The organism is Massilia sp. 2TAF26, assembly GCF_052115005.1.
Lineage (GTDB): Bacteria > Pseudomonadota > Gammaproteobacteria > Burkholderiales > Burkholderiaceae_D > Telluria.
In genome coordinates this window covers 128,536-146,093 of the sequence record NZ_JBFRFV010000007.1, presented here as the reverse complement: position 1 = coordinate 146,093, position 17,558 = coordinate 128,536, and the positions used below count along the sequence as shown (strand labels likewise).

Genomic DNA, 17,558 nt, shown 5'->3' with positions numbered 1-17,558 from the left:
CTTGCTCATGCGCCGGCCCGTCCGGCGTACAGCGCGTCGGCTTTCGCAGCGCAGATGAAGTCGTTTTCGCTGAGGCGGTGGCCGGCGGAGTGCGTGGTCCAGGAAACCGTGCAGCGGCGGTAGCCCACCTGCAGGTCCGGATGGTGGTCTTCGCGATGCACCATGAAGGCCAGCGCGTTCACGAACTCGATGGTCTCGTGGTAGTCGCGGAACAGGAACTCGCGCACCAGGCGGTGGCCGTCGACATGCCAGTCGGGCACTTGCGCCAGCAAACTGGCAGCGGCGGCATCGTCCAGCGCCGCAGCGCCGTGGATGCAGTGGCCTTGGTTCAGGGGCAGCGCCTTGTTCATGCGGGCTCCATGCCGGCCGTGCCGGAGAGCGCACCCGCTTCAGCCAGGTGCCGGATGCGGATCGAGGCCGGCGGATGCGAATCGTAGAAGGCCGAGTGCAGCGGGTCCGGCGTCAGGGTCGAGGCATTGTCCTCGTACATCTTGACCAGGGCCGAGACCAGGTCGCGCGCATCGCTGTGGCTGGCGGCGAAGGCATCGGCTTCGAACTCGTGCTTGCGCGAGGTGATCGAGGTCAGCGGCGCAAACGGGAAGGTGAATACCGGCAGCACCAGCATGAACAGCAGCAGCGCCATCGCATCGTTGTTCTGGCCCAGCAGCGGAATGACGCCCAGGCCGGTGTAGAACCATACCTGGGTCTTCAGCCAGCCCAGCAGGGCCAGGAAGACCAGCGACAGCGCGAATGCGACCACGATGCGCTTGATGATGTGCTTGAGTTTGAAGTGGCCCAGTTCGTGGGCCAGCACGGCTTCGATCTCGGCGGGTGCGAGGCGTTCCAGCAGGGTGTCGAAGAAGACGATGCGCTTGTTGGCGCCGAAGCCGGAGAAGTAGGCGTTGCCGTGCGCCGAGCGCTTGCTGCCGTCCATCACGAACAGGCCTTTCGAGGCGAAGCCGACGCGCGCCATCAGGCCTTCGATGCGGCTTTTCAGGCTGTCGTCGGCAAGCGGCGTGAACTTGTTGAAGAGCGGCGCGATGACGGTCGGGTAGATCACCATCATCAGCAGCTGGAAGCCGCTGAACACCAGCCAGGCGTACAGCCACCACAGGGGGCCGGTGCGCTCCATCAGGAACAGCACCACCCACAGCAGCGGCAGGCCGATAACGGCGCCGACCAGCGTGCTCTTGACCATGTCCGCCAGCCACAGCTTGAGCGTCATCTTGTTGAAGCCGAAGCGCTGCTCCAGCACGAACTGGAACCAGTAAGTGAAGGGCAGGTCGAGCAGGCCGGCGATGGCGGCGTAGGCGACGACCAGGCCGATCTGGTGCGCCATGCCCGGGCCCAGCAGGTGCAGCAGCGCGGTCGACAGCGCTTGCAGCCCGCCCAGCAAGGTGAAGCCGATCAGCACCAGGCCGCTCCAGACCGCGTGGATCAGGCCGAAGCGGGTCTTGGCGACCGTGTAGTCGGCGGCCTTGCGGTGGGCGTGCAGGGGGATGCGGTCGGCAAATTCGGCCGGCACCCGATCACGGTGACGCAGGACGTGGCGGACGTGCCGGCTGGCCAGCCAATACCGCAACACCAGGGTCAGCATGAAAAAAATGACGAACAAAACCGAAAACGCGAATGAAAGCATCGTGTGCCTGTGAGAAAATCCTGTTTTTCGGGGTCAGAGCACGAACTTAGCGCCTGTGCTCTGACCCCGACTGACTAGAGTCACCTACCAAAGAACAGATTATGTCACAAGCCAAGGAAACCCAAACCCCGACCGTTACCCCGCGCCCGAACGACATGAACCTCGTCTGGCTCGACATGGAAATGACCGGCCTCGATCCGGACAACGACCGCATCATCGAAGTCGCGGTGGTCGTCACCGACGCCGAGCTGAACATCCTGGCCGAAGGCCCGGTGTTCGCCATCCACCAGAGCGACGAGACGCTGGACAAGATGGACGCCTGGAACAAGGGCACCCATGGCAAGTCGGGCCTGATCGACCGCGTGAAAGCCTCGACCGTGAACGAAGCCCAGGCCGAAGAGCAGCTGATCGCCTTCCTGAAACAGTGGGTGCCGGCCAATAAATCGCCGATGTGCGGCAATTCGATCTGCCAGGACCGCCGCTTCATGGCGCGCGGCATGCCGAAGCTGGAAGCCTTCTTCCACTACCGCAACCTGGACGTCTCGACCCTGAAGGAACTGTGCCGCCGCTGGAAGCCGGAACTGGCATCGGGCTTCAAGAAGGCGCAAAAGCATACCGCGCTGGCCGACATCGTCGAGTCGATCGAAGAACTGCGCTACTACCGCGAGCACTTCATCAAGCTGTAAGTTGTGAATCGCCCACAGAGGGCATGACACAATGTTGAAATCGTGAATCGTCTCGCCATGAATTATGGAATAATCGATCATGGCTGACATTCTGCGCATTACCGCCGGGCTGGGCGACAGCGAGACGCGGCGCCTGCTCGGCGCGCACGACTGGCAATCGTCGCCGCTCGGCCCGCCGGATTCCTGGCCGCCCGAACTCGCCACGGCCGTGTCGATGGTCCTCAGCTCGACCTTTCCGATGTTCCTGGCCTGGGGGGCGCAGCAGGTCTTCCTCTACAACGACGCCTATATCCCGGTTCTCGGCAACAAGCATCCGTCCGCCTTCGGCGAGCCGTTCCACCGTGTGTGGTGGGAGATCTGGCACGACCTCGGACCGATCGCCGGGCGCGCCCTGGCGGACCAGTCCTCCTTCCTCGAGGACATGCCGCTGACCATGGAGCGCAAGGGCTATACCGAGCAGACCTATTTCACTTTCTCGTATTCGCCCCTGCACGACGGCGAGGGCAGGGTGATGGGCATGTACTGCACCTGCATCGAGACCACCGCCCGCGTCGAGGCCGAACGCCGCGCCGCCTTCGAGCTGGCGCTGTCCGACGCGCTGCGGCCGCCGGGCTCCAGCGAGGAGGCGATCGCCACCGCCAGCGCCTTGCTTGGCAAGGAGCTGGGCGTGGAGCGGGTGATGTACGGCGAGGTCGACGACGAGCGCAACACCTTCTACGTGCCGCGCGACTGGACGCGCCACGGCAGGTCCAACCTGTCCGGCAATACCTTCGCGATCGACGCCTTCGGCGAAGACGTGGCCAGGGCAGGGCGCGCCGGCGAGATCATCGCCATTACCGACGTGCGCATCGATCCGCGCACCGCCGCCCACCAGAAGGCCTACCTGATGGCCATGGGCGTGACCGCCAGCCTGCTGGTGCCGCTGGTGAAGTCGGGCCGCCTGGTATCCTTCCTGGCGCTGGGCCACAAGCATCCGCACCGCTGGAGCGAGTCCGAGATCGCGCTGGCGCGCAGCCTGTCGGAGCGCCTGTGGACCGCGGTCGACCTGGCGCGCGCCCACGAAGCCCTGCGCGCGGAGCGCGACCGCAGCCAGATCATCCTCGATTCGATTGCCGAGGGTTTTGGCCTGCTCTCATCTGACTGGACCGTCCTCGAGATGAACGCCGAGGGGCTGCGTCTCGGCAGCCGCACCGCCGAGCAGGTGATCGGGTGCAATCACTGGGAGATCTGGCCCGAATCCGTGGATAGCGAGCTCGGACGCATGTATCGCCGGGCCATGTCCCAGCGCATTGCCGGCAGCGCCGAATACCGGCATCGCTTGCCGGGAGGGGAGGTGCGCACCTACGAGGTGAGGGCCTACCCGACCAGCAACGGCGGCCTCGTCAGCTTTTTCCTCGACATCACCGACCGCAAGAAGGCCGAGGAAAAGCTGCGTGCGGCCGACCAGCGCAAGGACGAATTCCTGGCCATGCTGGCGCACGAGCTGCGCAACCCGCTGGCGCCGATCAGCGCCGCCGCCGACCTGCTGAAGATCGGCCGCCTCGACGAGAACCGGGTGCGCCAGAGCAGCGCCATCATCGGGCGCCAGGTGAAGCACATGACCAGCCTGGTGGACGACCTGCTGGACGTGTCGCGCGTCACGCGCGGGCTGGTGACCCTGGCGCGGGCGCCGGTGGCGGCGCACACCATCGTCGACGAAGCGATCGAGCAGGTGCGCCCGCTGTTCGAGGCCCGCCGCCAGGCCCTGTCGGTGCGGCTCGACGATCCCGAGGCCACGGTCCTCGGCGACAAGGCACGCCTGGTGCAGGTGCTGGCCAACCTGCTCAACAACGCGGCCAAGTACACGCCGGAGGAGCGCCGCATCGACGTCGAGGCCCGGACCCGTGGCGAGCACCTCGAGCTGGAGGTGCGCGACGAGGGGATCGGCATGGAAGCGGGACTGGGCGACCGCGTGTTCGAGCTGTTCGCCCAGGGCCAGCGTTCGGCCGACCGCTCGCAGGGCGGACTGGGGCTGGGCCTGGCGCTGGTCAAGCACCTGGTTGAGCTGCATGGAGGCACCGTCGAATGCGCGAGCGCCGGACCGGGCCGCGGCAGCAGCTTCGTCGTGACCCTGCCGCTGATGCAGTCCGCGGCGCACAGCGAGGAGCCGGGTGCCGCCGCGCCGCAGCAGCAGGGACAGCCGCTGCGCCTGCTGGTGGTGGACGACAACGTCGACGCCGCGGCCACCCTGGCGATGCTGCTGGAAGCCTGCGGCTACGAGGCGATGGTGGAGAACGATTCGCTGCGCGCCCTCGAGCGCGCGTGGCGGGAGTGTCCGGACGTGGCCCTGCTGGACATCGGCCTGCCGGAAATGGACGGCAACGAGCTGGCGCGCCGCCTGCGGGCCGATCCGCGCACCCACGCGATGCTGCTGGTGGCGGTGACCGGCTACGGCCAGGAACAGGACCGCCGCGCCGCCCTCGAAGCCGGCTTCGACCACCACATGGTCAAGCCGGTCGACCTCGACAAGCTGGCAGCGATCCTGGCCGGCGTGGCCGGCTCCTGATCAGCGCATCTGCGTATAGTTGACTGGCACCCAGCGGTAGCCCTTGCCCTGGGTCTGCAGGTGGCCCAAACCCGGGAACTGCAGGTGGGCGCCGCCGATCAGGTAAGCTTTTTTCGCGGCGTCGTCGAACACCTTCTTGCGGGCGGCGTAGGCCGCCTTCTCGTCGCTGTCGAAGGCGACCGTCACTTGCGGATTGTCCATCTGCACGGCCGCCACGTGGATCAGGTCGCCGATCAGCACCAGCTTCTGGCCGCGGCTCTCGACCACATAGGTCGTGTGGCCCGGGGTGTGGCCGTGTTCCGCCAGCGCCGATACGCCAGGCACCAGCTGGCCGTCGGCCTCGATCGCCTTGAACTTGCCGGCCTTGACGTAGGGGTTCAGCGAGGCCATCGCGCCCTGGTAGTCGGCTTTCTCGTCGGCCGGGGCCTTGTCCATGTTCGCCTGGCTCAGCCAGCGGTCGGCATCGGGCTTGCCGGCGCGGACCACGGCGTTCGGGAAGTTGCGCTGGCCGTCGTGGGACAGGCCGCCGACGTGGTCGCCGTGCAGGTGGGTGATATAGATCTCGTCGATCTGTTCCGGCTGGTAGCCGGCGGCCTTCAGGTTCTGCAGGAATTTGCCCACGGTCGGGCCGAACAGGGCGCCGGCGCCAGTGTCGACCAGCACCAGCTTGCTGCCGGTGTTGATCAGGAAGGCATTGTCCGAGGTTTCCAGCGGCAACTTCAGGTGGTTCTTTTCCAGCGCGGCGCGGGTGAGTTCCGGCTTCTGGTGCAGGATCTGGTCGACCGGCAGGTCGAAGGTGCCGTCATTGATCGGGGTGACTTCGAAGTCGCCGACCATGATGCGGTAGTAGCCGGGAGCCGGGGTCTTGACCATCGGCGCGGCAGCGTGGGCGGCGGACACCAGCGCGGCGGCGGCAGCGATGGCGGAAAGGGTCTGCTTGAGCGGTTTCATCAAGTTCTTGTCCTCAAGATGGATAGGCAATGGCGCGGTGTGCGTATTGCCTATCGTACATGATTGCTCCGCGTTATGCTTGCCGCCGCGACAAGGGATTACGCCGCAGCACACGGCGTTCGTGTTCCTCGGCATGCAGGCCGGCGGTCGCCTTGATCAGGTCGCTGCGGCTGACGATGCCCAGCAGCCGCGGCTCGCCGGCGCTGGCCACCACCGGCAGGCGTTCGATGCCGTGCACGGCCAGGCGGGTGGCGACGATGCGGCAGGTCTCGCCGGCCAGCGCCACCGGCGGCCTGTTGATGCCGAAGAGCTGGCCCACCGGGGTGTCAGGCGCCTGGCCGTTGAGCGCATCACGGTCCAGCATGCCGACCAGCTGGCCGGCGCGCGTGACCGGGAAGCCGCGGTGCTTCTGGCCGGGGCCGAAGTGGGACGCCAGCACCTCGGCCACGGTGGCATCGGCATCGACGCTCTGGACCTGGCTGGTCATGACTTCGGCCACGCTGTGGCGCTCGAGCGGGTCGATACCGTATTCGCGGTAGATGTGGTGGCCGCGGCGGGCGATCTTCTCGGTCAGGATCGAGCGGCCCATGGTCAGCACCGTGAAGCCGTAGGCGCCGGCGGCGGCGGCCAGCAGCGGCAGCAGGGCATTCGAATCGTGGGTCAGCTCGAAGGCGAACACCACCGCCATCACCGGCGCGCGCATCATGCCGCCCAGGGTGGCGGCCATGAAGACCAGCGGCCACAGGGCCGGTTCGGCGCCCGGCAGCCAGGGCGAGAGCAGGGAACCGAGGCCGGCGCCCAGCATCAGCAGCGGGGCCAGCACGCCGCCCGAGGTGCCGGAGGCCAGCGCGATCAGCCAGATCACGAACTTGACGGCCAGCAGGGCCAGGACCGCGCCCAGCGCCAGGTGGTTGTGCAGCAGGTCGCCGATCACGTCATAGCCCACGCCCAGGGCGCGCGGCTGGAAGTAGCCGCCGATGCCGACCGCGAGGGCGCCCAGCGCCGGCCACCACATCCAGTGGATCGGAAGACGGTGGAACCAGTCCTCGACCTTGTACAGCATGGTCGACATGGTCCACGACAGTGCGCCGCACAGGATGCCGGCCGCCACGCAGGACAGCAGCGCAACCGGCGCCACCGGCATGGTCTGCAGCGGGAACAGCGGCCCCGCTTCCATCGCCAGCGGGCGCAGGAAACCGGCCACCGCGCAGGCCACCGCCACCGGCAGCAGGCTGCGCGGACGCAGTTCGAACAGCAGCAGCTCGACCGCCATCAGCACCGCCGCCACCGGGGTGCCGAACACCGCCGTCATGCCGGACACGGCGCCGGCCACCAGCAGCGACTTGCGCTCGCCGCCGGTCAGGTGGAAGTGCTGGGCGATCAGGGAGCCGATCGCGCCGCCGGTCATGATGATCGGGCCTTCGGCGCCGAAGGGGCCGCCGCTGCCGATCGCGATGCCGGAGGCCAGCGGCTTCAGCACTGCGACCTTCGGCGACATCGCGCTGTCCTTGAACAGGATCGCCTCGATCGCCTCGGGGATGCCGTGCCCGCGGATCTGCTCGGTGCCGTAGCGCGCGATCAGGCCGATCACGATACCGCCGATGACCGGCACGATGATGACCCAGGCGCCCAGGCCGTGGTTGGCGGGCGAGAGATCGGCCAGCGAGAAGCGCTGGTAGAAGAACAGGTCGGTGAAGAAGCGGATCAGGAGCAGCAGCACGTGTGCGGCAAGCACGGCGAGGCCGCCGATGACGGCGGCGATCGCCGCGATCAGCAGCAGGCGCAGGTCGCCGGAAAAGTCGCGGCGGTCGGGCAAATGAAGGTGAGCGGACATCGTGGGACTCAATCGAGGTTGGGAATCGTGAATACGCCTTGCAGGGCGCGCAGTTCGGCGCGGTGGATCTCGGCCAGGCGCGTCAGGATGGCTTCGCCGTGCGGCAGCAGGTGCACTTCGACGCGGCGGCGGTCGTCGGCGTTCGCGCGCCGTTCGACCAGGCCGCCGGCTTCGCAGCGCGAGACCAGCGCCACCACCCCGTGCGGCTTGGCCTGCAGGCGCTCGGCCAGCTCGCCGACGGTCGCCCATTCGCGTCCCTTGAAGCCCTTGATGTGCAGGAGCAGCAGGTATTGCAGGGGCGTGATGCCCTCGGCCTGGACGGCGTTTTCGGAGAAGTGCTCGTAGCGCCGCATCTGGTAGCGGAATTCGGAGAGCGCGGCGAAGTCGGACTTGGCAAGCGGGGAGGGGGGAGCTTTCACTGCTTTCACTGAAGGGGGCGTGGCAAGGAGAAGCCGAATAATATATCATATTGTGATGTTTTTTTTGTAGAAGTTTTATCTTGGACCAGACTTTGCAATGGATGCGCGCCTTCGTGCCGCAACGTAATTCCGTACCGCGTCCCGAAAGGATGCGCTCCGTGGCAGGCGCCCTGATCGGCCTGCTGCTCACCGCCGGGCTCAGCATGCAACTGCTCGGCAGCGCCACCCTGCCGGCGGCCCTGGTGGCGCCGATGGGCGCCTCGGCCGTGCTGCTGTTCTGCGTGCCGGCCAGTCCGCTGGCCCAGCCTTGGTCCGTCATCGGCGGCAATACCATCTCGGCCCTGGTCGGCATCGCCTGCGCCAAGGCGATCGGCAATCCGCTGCTGGCGGCGCCGCTGGCGGGTTCGCTGGCGATCCTCGTGATGTTCCTGCTGCGCTGCCTGCATCCGCCCAGCGGCGCGGTGGCGCTGACCACGGTGCTGGGCGGCCCGGCCGTGCACGCGGCCGGCTTCGGCTTCGCCTTCGTGCCGGTGTGCCTGAACTCGACCCTGATCGTGCTGGTCGCGCTGGTCTTCAACAACCTGACCGGGCGCCGCTATCCGCACACCCAGCAGTCGATGCTGAAGAACGTGCACGCGACCCGCGACCCGGTGCCGACCGCGCGCCTCGGCTTCACGAAAGAAGACCTGGACGCCGCGCTGGCGCGCTACGGCCAGGTGCTGGACATCAGCCGCGACGACCTCGAAGAGATCCTGCTCGAGACCGAAGTCCAGGCCTACGGCCGGCGCTTCGGCGTCGTCACCTGCGGCGCGATCATGTCGAAGGACGCGGTGACGGTCCGCCCCGGCATGCCGCTGGCCGAAGCCTGGCGCCTGCTGCGACAGCACGGCCTGCATGCGCTGCCGGTGCTGGACAAGGCGCAGCGCGTGGTCGGCATGGTCGGCCAGAACGATTTCCTGCATCATGCGGGCCTGGACGATTACCAGACCCTCGGCGAACGCCTGCGCGGCCTGTTCAACCACCTGCTGGGCGTGCGCAGCCGGCCGGGCAAGGTGGTCGAGATCATGCACCGCCAGGTGAAGACGGTCGGCATCGACGAACCGATCGCCGAGCTGGTGCCGCTGATGACCAACCAGGGCCTGCACCATATCCCGGTGGTGGACGGACGCGGCGTCTTTGCCGGCATCGTCAGCCAGTCGGATATGCTGGCGGCAATGTACGAAAGCCGCCTGACCGCCCCGGCCTGAACGGAAACACGGGAACGCCGCGGCAGCGGCCTGCATCCAATCGGCAGCACTTTGCTTCTTAATCGGCATCACGTCAGGGAGAACGCCATGCAGCCAGCAGTCGACGACGATTCGGACGCCGCCATCCGGCAGCGCGTGGTGGATGGGGAGCAGGCCGCCTTCGCGCGCCTGATGCGGCGCCATAACCGGCGGCTCTACCGCGTGGCGCGCAGCATCCTGCGCGACGATGCCGAGGCCGAGGATGCGCTGCAGGACGCCTATATCCAGGCATACCGCGCCTTGCCGGACTTCCGCGGCGAGTCCTCGCTCGCCACCTGGCTGACCCGCATCGTGATGAACGCCGCCCTGATGCGCCGCCGCAGCGCGGGCCGGATGGCCGAGGTCATCGAACTGGGCGCCGAGCCGGCCATGGACGCGTTCTGCGCCGCGCGCGAAGCGGGCGAGCCCGGGCAGCCGGAGCAGGCCGCGCTGCGCGCCCAGGCCCGGGGCCTGATCGAAGCCAAGATCGATGCGCTGCCGGAAGCCTTCCGCACCGTGTTCGTGCTGCGCGCGGTCGAGGAACTCAGCGTCGACGAAACCGGACAGCTGCTCGGCATTCCCGAAGCCACCGTGCGCAGCCGCTACTTCCGCGCGCGGGCCATGCTGCGCGAGGCGCTGGCGCGGGAGCTCGACTTCGCGCTCGACGATGCCTTCGGCTTCGACGGCGAACGCTGCGACCGCATCGTCGCCAGCGTCATGCGCCGGCTGGGCGAGGACGCAGTGAGCTGAAGATTCCGGGAACGCGGCGCGGGTTTGCTGCATCGAATGGCATGTTCCACTTCCCAATATCAATGGAGACTGCCATGAAGACGATGCTCGCCCAGTTACTTCCGCTGCTGCTGTTGCCCCTGATGCCGCTCGCCCACGCCGCCAATCCCAACGATGCGCAGATCGCCGCCATCGTGGTTGCCGCCAATACGGTCGACATCGATGCCGGCAAGCTGGCCGAATCGAAGACCAGGAACAAGGACGTGCGCGCCTTTGCCCAACGGATGGTGGCCGACCATTCGGGCGTCAACAAGCAGGCGGTGGCGCTGGTCAAGAAACTGCACGTGACGCCGGAAGCGAACGACACCAGCAAATCCCTGACTCAGGGCGGAGAAACCACGCGCGACCGCCTGAAAGGCATGTCGGGCCACGACTTCGACAAGGCCTATGTCGACAACGAGGTGAGCTACCACGAGACGGTGCTGGATGCGCTCGACAAGACCCTGATCCCGAACGCGTCCAATGCCGAGCTGAAGGCGCTGCTGGCCAAGGTGCGGCCGGCCTTCGTGGCCCACCTGGAGCATGCGAAGCACATCCAGGCGGAACTGAAATGAAATCCGTGGTGGTGGCGCTGGGCCTGATGGCCTGGGCCGCGGCCGCCGGCGCGGCTGATCATCGTGTGGTCATCGAGGGCATGGCCTTCACGCCGAAGGTGGTGGCCGTGCAGCCCGGCGACACCATCACCTGGGTGAACAAGGACATCTTCGTCCACAACGTCACCGCGGCGGCCGCCGGCATCAAGTCGGGCGACCTGAAGCCGGGGCAGAGCTGGCGCCACACGGTGCGCCGGGGAGTATCCTTCGATTACCTCTGCAGCCTGCACCCCGTGATGACGGGGCGGGTGGAGGTGGAAGCTGAGGGGAAAGCGCTCAGGCCTGCTCGGCCCCGCAGCACTTCTTGAATTTCTTGCCGCTGCCGCAGGGGCAGTCGTCGTTGCGGCCGACCTTCGGCTCCTCGCGGCGCACGGTCTCGACGGCGGCCTTGCGGCGCGGCAGCCAGTAGCGGTGGATGCCGGGCAGGTTGGCTTCGATGTCCAGGGCCAGCTTGTGGGCCAGGCGCGGATCCTCGACCTCGGCCAGCTCGCTTTCCTCGATCTCGTCGGCGCCCAGCAGGTAAATCGGGCGCATCAGCGGACCGGCTTCCGAGTCCCAGATCTCGTCCCAGGAGCCGGGACGCAAGTCCATGCCTTCCCAGAAGCCCCAGCACCAGGCTTCGGCGTCGATCAGGGTTTCGCCCTCGACTTCGTGCTCGACGTAGAGCGGCTCGAATTCCTTGGGCGCGACCTCGAAGGTGATCAGCACTTCGTTCATGAAGCGCATGATCAGGTTGACGATGCGCTGCTCTTCCTTCGGGTTCTTCCACTTGGGCGCGGCGCCTTCCTCGCCCCACACGCGCGGCAGCCACTCGGCCGGCATGATGGATTCCGGGCCGATCGCGATGGCGGTCAGGTAGCCGTGCAGGGTGTCCATCGTCATCGCGCCTTCCGGGCTGCGGTCGGACAGCAGGAAGTTGTCGAGATCGTCGAATTCTTTGTCGGTGAGGGGCTGTTCGAGTTGCATGTGTGGTCCAGGGTGATTCTGTTTCGTTGAAGCCGCCAGTGTAACGCCTGCGGCCCCGGACCGGCGGAAAAAAGCGCCGGACAGCTGCTCATGCCGTCCGGCGCAAACGGAAAACCAGGTCCATGTTGCCCGCTATTGTCGAGCGCAGGCTTAATGCCCGCTTAGCCCATGGTAAGCCTGACCGATCAGGGGCTCGGTGCATCCACACACACATTGCGATGATCATCATTCATAAAGTCGGCAAATTTTCATGGGATTCGATTCTCTGCAGAAAAGATTTGCTGTCATGAAGCGTGCTGGTGCATAAATTCGGCAAAATCATGGGCGAGGGGTGCGCCGGTGTGCTGCCGGCCTTACAATGGCGGCATGGAATATGAATCGGAAACTCACCCCTTCTCGCGGCTCGATCCGCTGATGGTGCTGGACGCGGTCGAGAGCGTCGGCCTGCACGGCGACGGCCGCCTGCTGGCCCTGAACAGCTACGAAAACCGGGTCTACCGCGTCGGCCTGGAAGAGGGCCAGCCGGTGGTGGTCAAGTTCTACCGGCCGGAGCGCTGGAGCGATGCCGCCATCCTCGAAGAGCACGCTTTTACCGAGGAACTCGCCGAACAGGAAGTACCGGTGGTGCCGGCGACCGTGCTGGACGGGCGCACGCTGCACCACTTCGGCGGCTTCCGTTTTGCCGTCTTCCCCAGCCGCGGCGGCCGCGCGCCCGAGCTGTCGGACCCCAAGGTGCTTGAGTGGATCGGCCGCTTCATCGGGCGCATCCATGCGGTGGGTGCGCGCAAGCCCTTCATGGAGCGTCCGGCGCTGAACCTCGACACCTTCGGACGCGAACCGCGCGCCTGGCTGATTGGACACGGCTTCATTCCGGACGAGCTGCTGACCGCCTACGCCAGCGTGATCGACCAGGCGCTGGACGGCGTCGCGCGCTGCTTCGACCGGGCCGGCGAGGTCGCGACGGTCCGCCTGCACGGCGATTGCCACGCCGGCAACGTGCTGTGGACCGCCGACGGTCCCCATTTCGTCGACTTCGACGACAGCCGCATGGGCCCGCCCGTGCAGGACCTGTGGATGCTGCTGTCGGGAGAGCGCCAGGAGATGGTGGGGCAGCTCGCCGACGTGCTGGCCGGCTACGAAGACTTCTGCGAATTCGACCCGCGCCAGCTCTACCTGGTGGAAGCCTTGCGCACCCTGCGCCTGATCCATTATTCGGCCTGGCTGGCGATGCGCTGGGACGACCCCGCCTTTCCCGCCGCCTTCCCCTGGTTCAATACCCAGCGCTACTGGCAGGACCGCATCCTCGAGCTGCGCGAGCAGGTTGCGCTGATGGACGAGCCGCCGCTCTGGCCTGTTTGAAACAATCCGCTGAATTGCAGCGGTTTCACGCTTCAGTTCGGCGTGACGCGTTTTCCAGCCATGACGCATAATCACGCTGAGCCCCAGTCCGCCCGCACCGATGAGCAGCCCATGACCGATCACCCCGACCACCACGACGATGCCGATTTCACGATCGACCTGATGCCCGCGTCCCAGGAGCACGCCGCACCCGGCGTCGAGCCGCAGCGCGAACAGCTCGAGAAGCGCGCCATCCAGGAGGGCATCGCGCGGGTCGAGGCCGAGGCCAAGGCGGCGGTGGCGGCCGAGAACCGCGCCCATGCCGAAGCCCGCGCCCGCAGCCTGGCCGAGGAGCGCGCCGCGATCGACGCCGAAGCCGCCGCCGCCGCGCTGGCGAATGTCCAGGCCTCGGAAGAGGCGATCGAGGCCAACCGCGACCGCATCGACACCCTGCGCGCCGCCGCCAGGGCCGCCGCCGAGCGCCTCGACGCGATGCGCCAGGAAACCGCCGAGCTGCGCGCCCGCGTCGAAGCCGATACCCAGATCCGCCTCGACGCCGAGTCGCGCGCGCGGGCCCAGGAAGAGGCACGCCGCCGCGCCGAGGAACAGGCCCGGGCCGACGCCGAGATCGCCGAGCGCGTGGCGCGTCAAGCCGAAGAGCTGGCGCTGCAGTCCGAACAGGCGCGCCTGCAGGCCGCCGAGCGGGTCGCCGCCGTGCACGCCGCGCGCGAAGAAGTCAGCCACAGCGCCAGCGCCGATGCGCGCGTGGCGATCCTGGCGCGCGAACGCGAGCGCGCCGAGAAGGCCGCGCGCCAGACCGCGGAAAAGCTGGCCGAAGCCGAAGCCGAGGCGCTCGAGCTGGCCCTGCAGCGCGAGCGCGCCGACCAGGTCGCGCTGGCGTCCAGCTTCGCGCGCGCCGCCGCCGAGGCGAGGGCGCTGGAAGAAGCGCGCGCCCTGGCCCACATCGAACAGGAGCGCGAGGCTATCGCCCAGGCCCAGGCCGAGTACGAGCGCACCGCCGCGCAGTCGCTGCGCATGCGCCTGCAGACCGAGAAGGAATTGCGCGACGCCGCCGTGCACCGCGAGCGCATGGAAGAGATGGCGCTGGCCGCGCTGGCGGCGCGGCGCGATGCGGAAAGCCGGATCCTGGCCGCCACCGAAGCGCGCATCGAAGCCGACCGCAAGCTGCGCGAGACGGCGCTCGCGCGCGCCCAGGCCGAGGAGGACGAAGCAACCCAGGCCCAGGCCCGCCTGGATGCCGAACGCGCGGCCGCCGAACAGGCGCGCTTGCGGGCCGAGGTCGACCGCCGGGCGGTCGAGGCGGCCGCACTGGAAGCCGAACAGCAGGAACGCGAACGCGCGCTGCTGGATGAGCGCGCAGCGGCATCGCGCGCCGCGGCCGAGGCGCGCGCGGCGGAAAACGGCGCCGAACAGGCCCGCCTGGCGCATGAAGCCGAACAGGCCGCGCTGCAGCGCGAAGCGGCCCGCCTGGCCGAGCGCCGCGCCCTGGAAGCCGAGGCGCTGGCCGGCGCCGAGCGCGAACGCCTGCGGGTCGAGGAAGAAGCGCTGGCCGCCCTGAACGAGCGCCAGGAAGCGGAACGCGCACTGGCCGCCGCCGCCCAGGCGCGCATTGCCGCCGAACAGGAAGAAGCGGCGCTGCTGCGCGCCCAGCTTGAATCCGAACAAGGTACGCTGGCGGCCCGCCAGGCGGCGGTGGAAGCCCAGCGCCAGGCGGCACTCCATGCCGAACAGCAGGCCGCGCATGAGGAAGCGGCCGCCGCTGCCGAGCACCTGCGGATGGAGCGCGCCGCCGAGCTGGCACGGGCCCAGGCCGAACGCGCCGAACACGAAGCCCGCCAGCAGGCCCTGGCCGAGGAGCTGCTGGCCGCCGAGCAGGCGGGGGCCGACGCCGCCCGCGAAGCCCTGCTGCTGCTGGAACAGAAGCTGTCGGCCCAGCGCCACCAGGCCGCTGCCGACGCCCGCGCCAACGAGGCCGCCGCGGCCCGCCTGGCGTCCGAACACGCGGCCGTGCTTGCTGCCGAGGCGCGCGCCAAGGCCGAGGAAGAACGGGCCCAACTGGCGCAGACCCGCGAGCAGGCCGAGCAGGCCGCCGCCCGCGCCGCGATGGACAAGCGCGACGCCCAGCGCGCATTGCTGGAACACGCCCAGCAGGCCGCCGACATGCAGCGCAAGTCGCTGCAGGCGACCCAGGAAATGGCCGATGCCAAGCGCCGCCTGGTGGAACTGGAATCGGTGCGCCAGGAAGAGCAGGTGGCGGAACTGGGCGCGCTGCGCGAACAGATCGACGCCCGCCAGGCCGAGGCCAAGCAGCGCGCCGAATCGGCCGACCTGGCGCGCGAAGTGCTGGGACGCTTCTCGCAACTGCCGTCGGCCCAGCAGGCGGCGGCGCGGCTGGCCGAGGCGGTCGCCAAGCAGCGCGGCGAGAGCTGAGTGCGCGTAGGGTGGGCACGGGGTGCCCCTACCTACCTGTCGGATCTTCCAGTTCAGGCGGAACAGGTCCTGACCTAGAATCGCGGTTTTCACACGAACGAGGAGAACCGGAATGGACGTCGCCATCGTCACCCTGCCGCCGGTGCGGATCGCCACCCTGCGCAAGATCGGCCCCTACGGCCCGGAGATCGGCCGCTTCTGGGGCGAGACCGTCACCCCTTGGCTGGAGCGGCAGGGCCTGCTGGGCGAGCCCACCTATGGCATCGCCCTCGACGATCCCACTACCACCCCGCCGCAGGACTGCCGCTACGATGCCGGCGTCGAGGTCGGCGAGGACTATGCCGCCCCGGCCGGGACCGCGCTCACGGTGCTGCCGGGCGGGACCTATGCGGTGGCGCAGTTCGCCGGCCAGGCCTGGGAGATCCCGGCCGCCTGGCAGACCCTGTTGCGCGAATGGCTGCCGGCCAGCGGCTATACCTGCGACACAAGGCCCTGCGTGGAATACTATCCGCGCAACTGGCGCATGGAGGCCGACGGCAGCTTCGCCTGCGAGCTGAGGATGCCGGTCAGCGGGGGCCGTTGACCCGTTTGTCCTTGAAGAAGTTCCAGGCCTCTTCGGCCGTATCGACGTCGTGGTTCATATTGCCGACGATCTTGCGCAGGATCCACGGCAGTTCCTCGACCTTGGACGAAGCCGTGTGGCCGCCGCCGTCGATACGCATGAACTGGATCTGCACGCGCGCCGGATCGTTGCCCCAGACATAGCGCGTGGCCGAGGTCGGGTCGGACGATTGCAGGTGCGGCATGCGGAAGCTGAGCGGCGTCTCCGGCAGGCCGGCCAGGCGGCGCCACACGGCCACCGATTCCTCGGCGCTGATGCCGCTGCCGCGGTCGCGCAGCAGCCAGTGGCCGACCCGGCCGCCATTGTAGGGCGCGATCTCGTCGGCGGTGCCGTGCGAGGCGAACACCGAGATCGGATGCGCGGGCGCCCGGCAGCGCGTCTGCATCGCCATCAGGGCGCTCTGCACGCCGATCGCCGCCAGCCGCGGCGCCAGTTCGATGCCGAGGCGGTAGGCCATGCCGCCGCCGTTCGAGCTGCCGTACACGTAGATGCGCTCGGGATCGGCGCCGAGCTCGTTGACCGCGGTGTCGATCAGGGCGGCGATGAAGCCGACGTCGTCGCTGGTGGCGTTGCTGGCGGCATCGAGGCGGCAATCGTTCCAGGCCTGCTTGCCGTCGCTGCCCTTGATGCCGTCCGGCGCGATCAGCATCACGCGCTCGCGTTCGGCGAGCCGGATCCAGTCCTGGGAGCGATAGGTGCCGAAGGAAGCGAGGCCGACCATGAAGGCGGCCGAGGCACCATGTCCGTGCAGCAGGATGACGGTGGGGCGGTTGTCGCGCGCCAGCCGGTCGGGTTCGACCACGAGGTAGTGGCGCCGTCCTTCTGGACGCAGCAGCGCGTAGTCGACGATGGTGGAGGCCTGCGCCGCATCCATCGCCGCCCATGCCAGCGCCATTCCCGCAGCCCACTCTTTCATCCTGCGCCCTCTTGCTTGCCGCGTTGCCACAGATATATCGAAAAGCTTGGGAAGATGGCTCTGTGATTCTTTTTTCGTATCAGCTGCCGGGGTTCGGCGATACCGGATTTTGGCCGCCGACCACGGCTTTCTCGACGAAATAGCTGGTTTCGCCGAAGCAGCTGGTCGGGAGGCCGACGTGCTGGGCATAGCTGAGCTGGACGCGCTGGCCCATGGCCGCCTGCAACTGCTTGACCACGTTTTCGTCGCGCACCGTGAAGGCGAAGCGCTCGGGGATGGCGCCCGGCATGCTGGACAGCAGGATCTCGCCCTCCCAGGTCTTGCACAGCCAGCCCTTGCGCGACAGTTTCTGCAGGTAGCCGGCGCGTTCGCCTTCGGAATACGACCAGTGCAGCACGATCGCCATGTAGAGCGCGAACAGCACGATGGCGGCAACGACGACGGAGGCGAGGAGGACGCTGGTGCGGCGCGGGAAGGTCGATGGCATGGTCGTGAGGGTAAGTGAATCCGGCGCCCATTCTGACGATGAGCGCGCGAATTGTCA

The 17,558-nt window shown here is 68.0% G+C and carries 17 protein-coding genes; 9 read left to right on the top strand and 8 right to left on the bottom strand.

The window, feature by feature from the left end; genetic code table 11:
• Window positions 1-5: 5 nt before the first annotated feature.
• Both AB4Z32_RS09795 and AB4Z32_RS09790 read right to left on the bottom strand, forming a co-directional pair.
• Window positions 6-350, bottom strand: coding sequence for a 4a-hydroxytetrahydrobiopterin dehydratase (locus AB4Z32_RS09795; protein WP_442121652.1), 345 nt, complete (start codon window positions 348-350; stop codon window positions 6-8).
• On the bottom strand, window positions 347-1,639 hold the full coding sequence (locus tag AB4Z32_RS09790) for a M48 family metallopeptidase (RefSeq protein WP_442121651.1): 1,293 nt from the start codon (window positions 1,637-1,639) through the stop codon (window positions 347-349). Before AB4Z32_RS09790 ends, AB4Z32_RS09795 begins: the two co-directional genes overlap by 4 nt.
• 101 nt (window positions 1,640-1,740) lie before the next feature.
• On the opposite strand from AB4Z32_RS09790, the gene orn reads away from it, so the two are divergent.
• Together orn and AB4Z32_RS09780 are read left to right on the top strand one after the other, a co-directional pair.
• Complete coding sequence (gene orn, locus AB4Z32_RS09785; RefSeq protein ID WP_442121650.1) at window positions 1,741-2,325, top strand: oligoribonuclease; 585 nt, start codon at window positions 1,741-1,743, stop codon at window positions 2,323-2,325.
• 79 nt (window positions 2,326-2,404) lie between these two features.
• Entirely contained in the window at window positions 2,405-4,870 is a 2,466-nt protein-coding gene (locus tag AB4Z32_RS09780) for an ATP-binding protein (RefSeq protein WP_442121649.1), read from the top strand.
• On the opposite strand, the gene AB4Z32_RS09775 is transcribed toward AB4Z32_RS09780, so the two are convergent.
• From AB4Z32_RS09775 to AB4Z32_RS09765, 3 genes are all read right to left on the bottom strand, one after another.
• On the bottom strand, window positions 4,871-5,821 hold the full coding sequence (locus tag AB4Z32_RS09775) for an MBL fold metallo-hydrolase (RefSeq protein ID WP_442121648.1): 951 nt from the start codon (window positions 5,819-5,821) through the stop codon (window positions 4,871-4,873).
• A 73-nt stretch (window positions 5,822-5,894) separates the two neighbouring features.
• The gene (locus AB4Z32_RS09770; RefSeq protein WP_442121647.1) at window positions 5,895-7,655 is read right to left on the bottom strand and encodes a chloride channel protein; all 1,761 of its coding nucleotides are present in this window, start codon (window positions 7,653-7,655) and stop codon (window positions 5,895-5,897) included.
• Window positions 7,656-7,663: 8 nt separating this feature from the next.
• On the bottom strand, window positions 7,664-8,008 hold the full coding sequence (locus AB4Z32_RS09765; RefSeq protein WP_442121742.1) for a MarR family winged helix-turn-helix transcriptional regulator: 345 nt from the start codon (window positions 8,006-8,008) through the stop codon (window positions 7,664-7,666).
• 146 nt (window positions 8,009-8,154) lie between these two features.
• On the opposite strand from AB4Z32_RS09765, the gene AB4Z32_RS09760 reads away from it, so the two are divergent.
• From AB4Z32_RS09760 to AB4Z32_RS09745, 4 genes are all read left to right on the top strand, one after another.
• Complete coding sequence (locus AB4Z32_RS09760; protein WP_442121646.1) at window positions 8,155-9,321, top strand: HPP family protein; 1,167 nt, start codon at window positions 8,155-8,157, stop codon at window positions 9,319-9,321.
• An 87-nt stretch (window positions 9,322-9,408) separates the two neighbouring features.
• Window positions 9,409-10,089, top strand: a complete 681-nt coding sequence (locus AB4Z32_RS09755) for an RNA polymerase sigma factor (RefSeq protein WP_442121645.1) — start codon at window positions 9,409-9,411, stop codon at window positions 10,087-10,089.
• 74 nt (window positions 10,090-10,163) lie between these two features.
• A complete protein-coding gene (locus AB4Z32_RS09750) occupies window positions 10,164-10,682 on the top strand; it encodes a DUF4142 domain-containing protein (RefSeq protein ID WP_442121644.1) in 519 nt (172 codons plus the stop codon).
• Window positions 10,679-11,029, top strand: a complete 351-nt coding sequence (locus AB4Z32_RS09745) for a cupredoxin domain-containing protein (RefSeq protein WP_442121643.1) — start codon at window positions 10,679-10,681, stop codon at window positions 11,027-11,029. Before AB4Z32_RS09750 ends, AB4Z32_RS09745 begins: the two co-directional genes overlap by 4 nt.
• Here AB4Z32_RS09745 and AB4Z32_RS09740 read toward each other — a convergent pair.
• On the bottom strand, window positions 10,998-11,687 hold the full coding sequence (locus tag AB4Z32_RS09740) for a UPF0149 family protein (RefSeq protein WP_442121642.1): 690 nt from the start codon (window positions 11,685-11,687) through the stop codon (window positions 10,998-11,000). The genes AB4Z32_RS09745 and AB4Z32_RS09740 overlap by 32 nt on opposite strands.
• Before the next feature lie 366 nt (window positions 11,688-12,053).
• Here AB4Z32_RS09740 and AB4Z32_RS09735 point away from each other — a divergent pair, with 366 nt between their 5' ends.
• The 3 genes from AB4Z32_RS09735 to AB4Z32_RS09725 all read left to right on the top strand — a co-directional run bounded on the left by AB4Z32_RS09735 (window position 12,054) and on the right by AB4Z32_RS09725 (window position 16,059).
• Entirely contained in the window at window positions 12,054-13,046 is a 993-nt protein-coding gene (locus AB4Z32_RS09735; protein ID WP_442121641.1) for a serine/threonine protein kinase, read from the top strand.
• A gap of 111 nt (window positions 13,047-13,157) precedes the next feature.
• A complete protein-coding gene (locus AB4Z32_RS09730; RefSeq protein WP_442121640.1) occupies window positions 13,158-15,476 on the top strand; it encodes a hypothetical protein in 2,319 nt (772 codons plus the stop codon).
• A gap of 112 nt (window positions 15,477-15,588) precedes the next feature.
• Window positions 15,589-16,059, top strand: a complete 471-nt coding sequence (locus AB4Z32_RS09725; protein WP_442121639.1) for an AraC family transcriptional regulator — start codon at window positions 15,589-15,591, stop codon at window positions 16,057-16,059.
• Here the strand turns inward: AB4Z32_RS09725 and AB4Z32_RS09720 are convergent.
• Together AB4Z32_RS09720 and AB4Z32_RS09715 are read right to left on the bottom strand one after the other, a co-directional pair.
• Entirely contained in the window at window positions 16,043-17,014 is a 972-nt protein-coding gene (locus AB4Z32_RS09720) for an alpha/beta hydrolase family esterase (RefSeq protein ID WP_442121638.1), read from the bottom strand. The two genes, AB4Z32_RS09725 and AB4Z32_RS09720, sit on opposite strands and share 17 nt — an antisense overlap.
• Window positions 17,015-17,093: 79 nt before the next feature.
• The gene (locus AB4Z32_RS09715) at window positions 17,094-17,501 is read right to left on the bottom strand and encodes a hypothetical protein (RefSeq protein ID WP_442121637.1); all 408 of its coding nucleotides are present in this window, start codon (window positions 17,499-17,501) and stop codon (window positions 17,094-17,096) included.
• Between the last annotated feature and the right edge of the window lie 57 nt (window positions 17,502-17,558).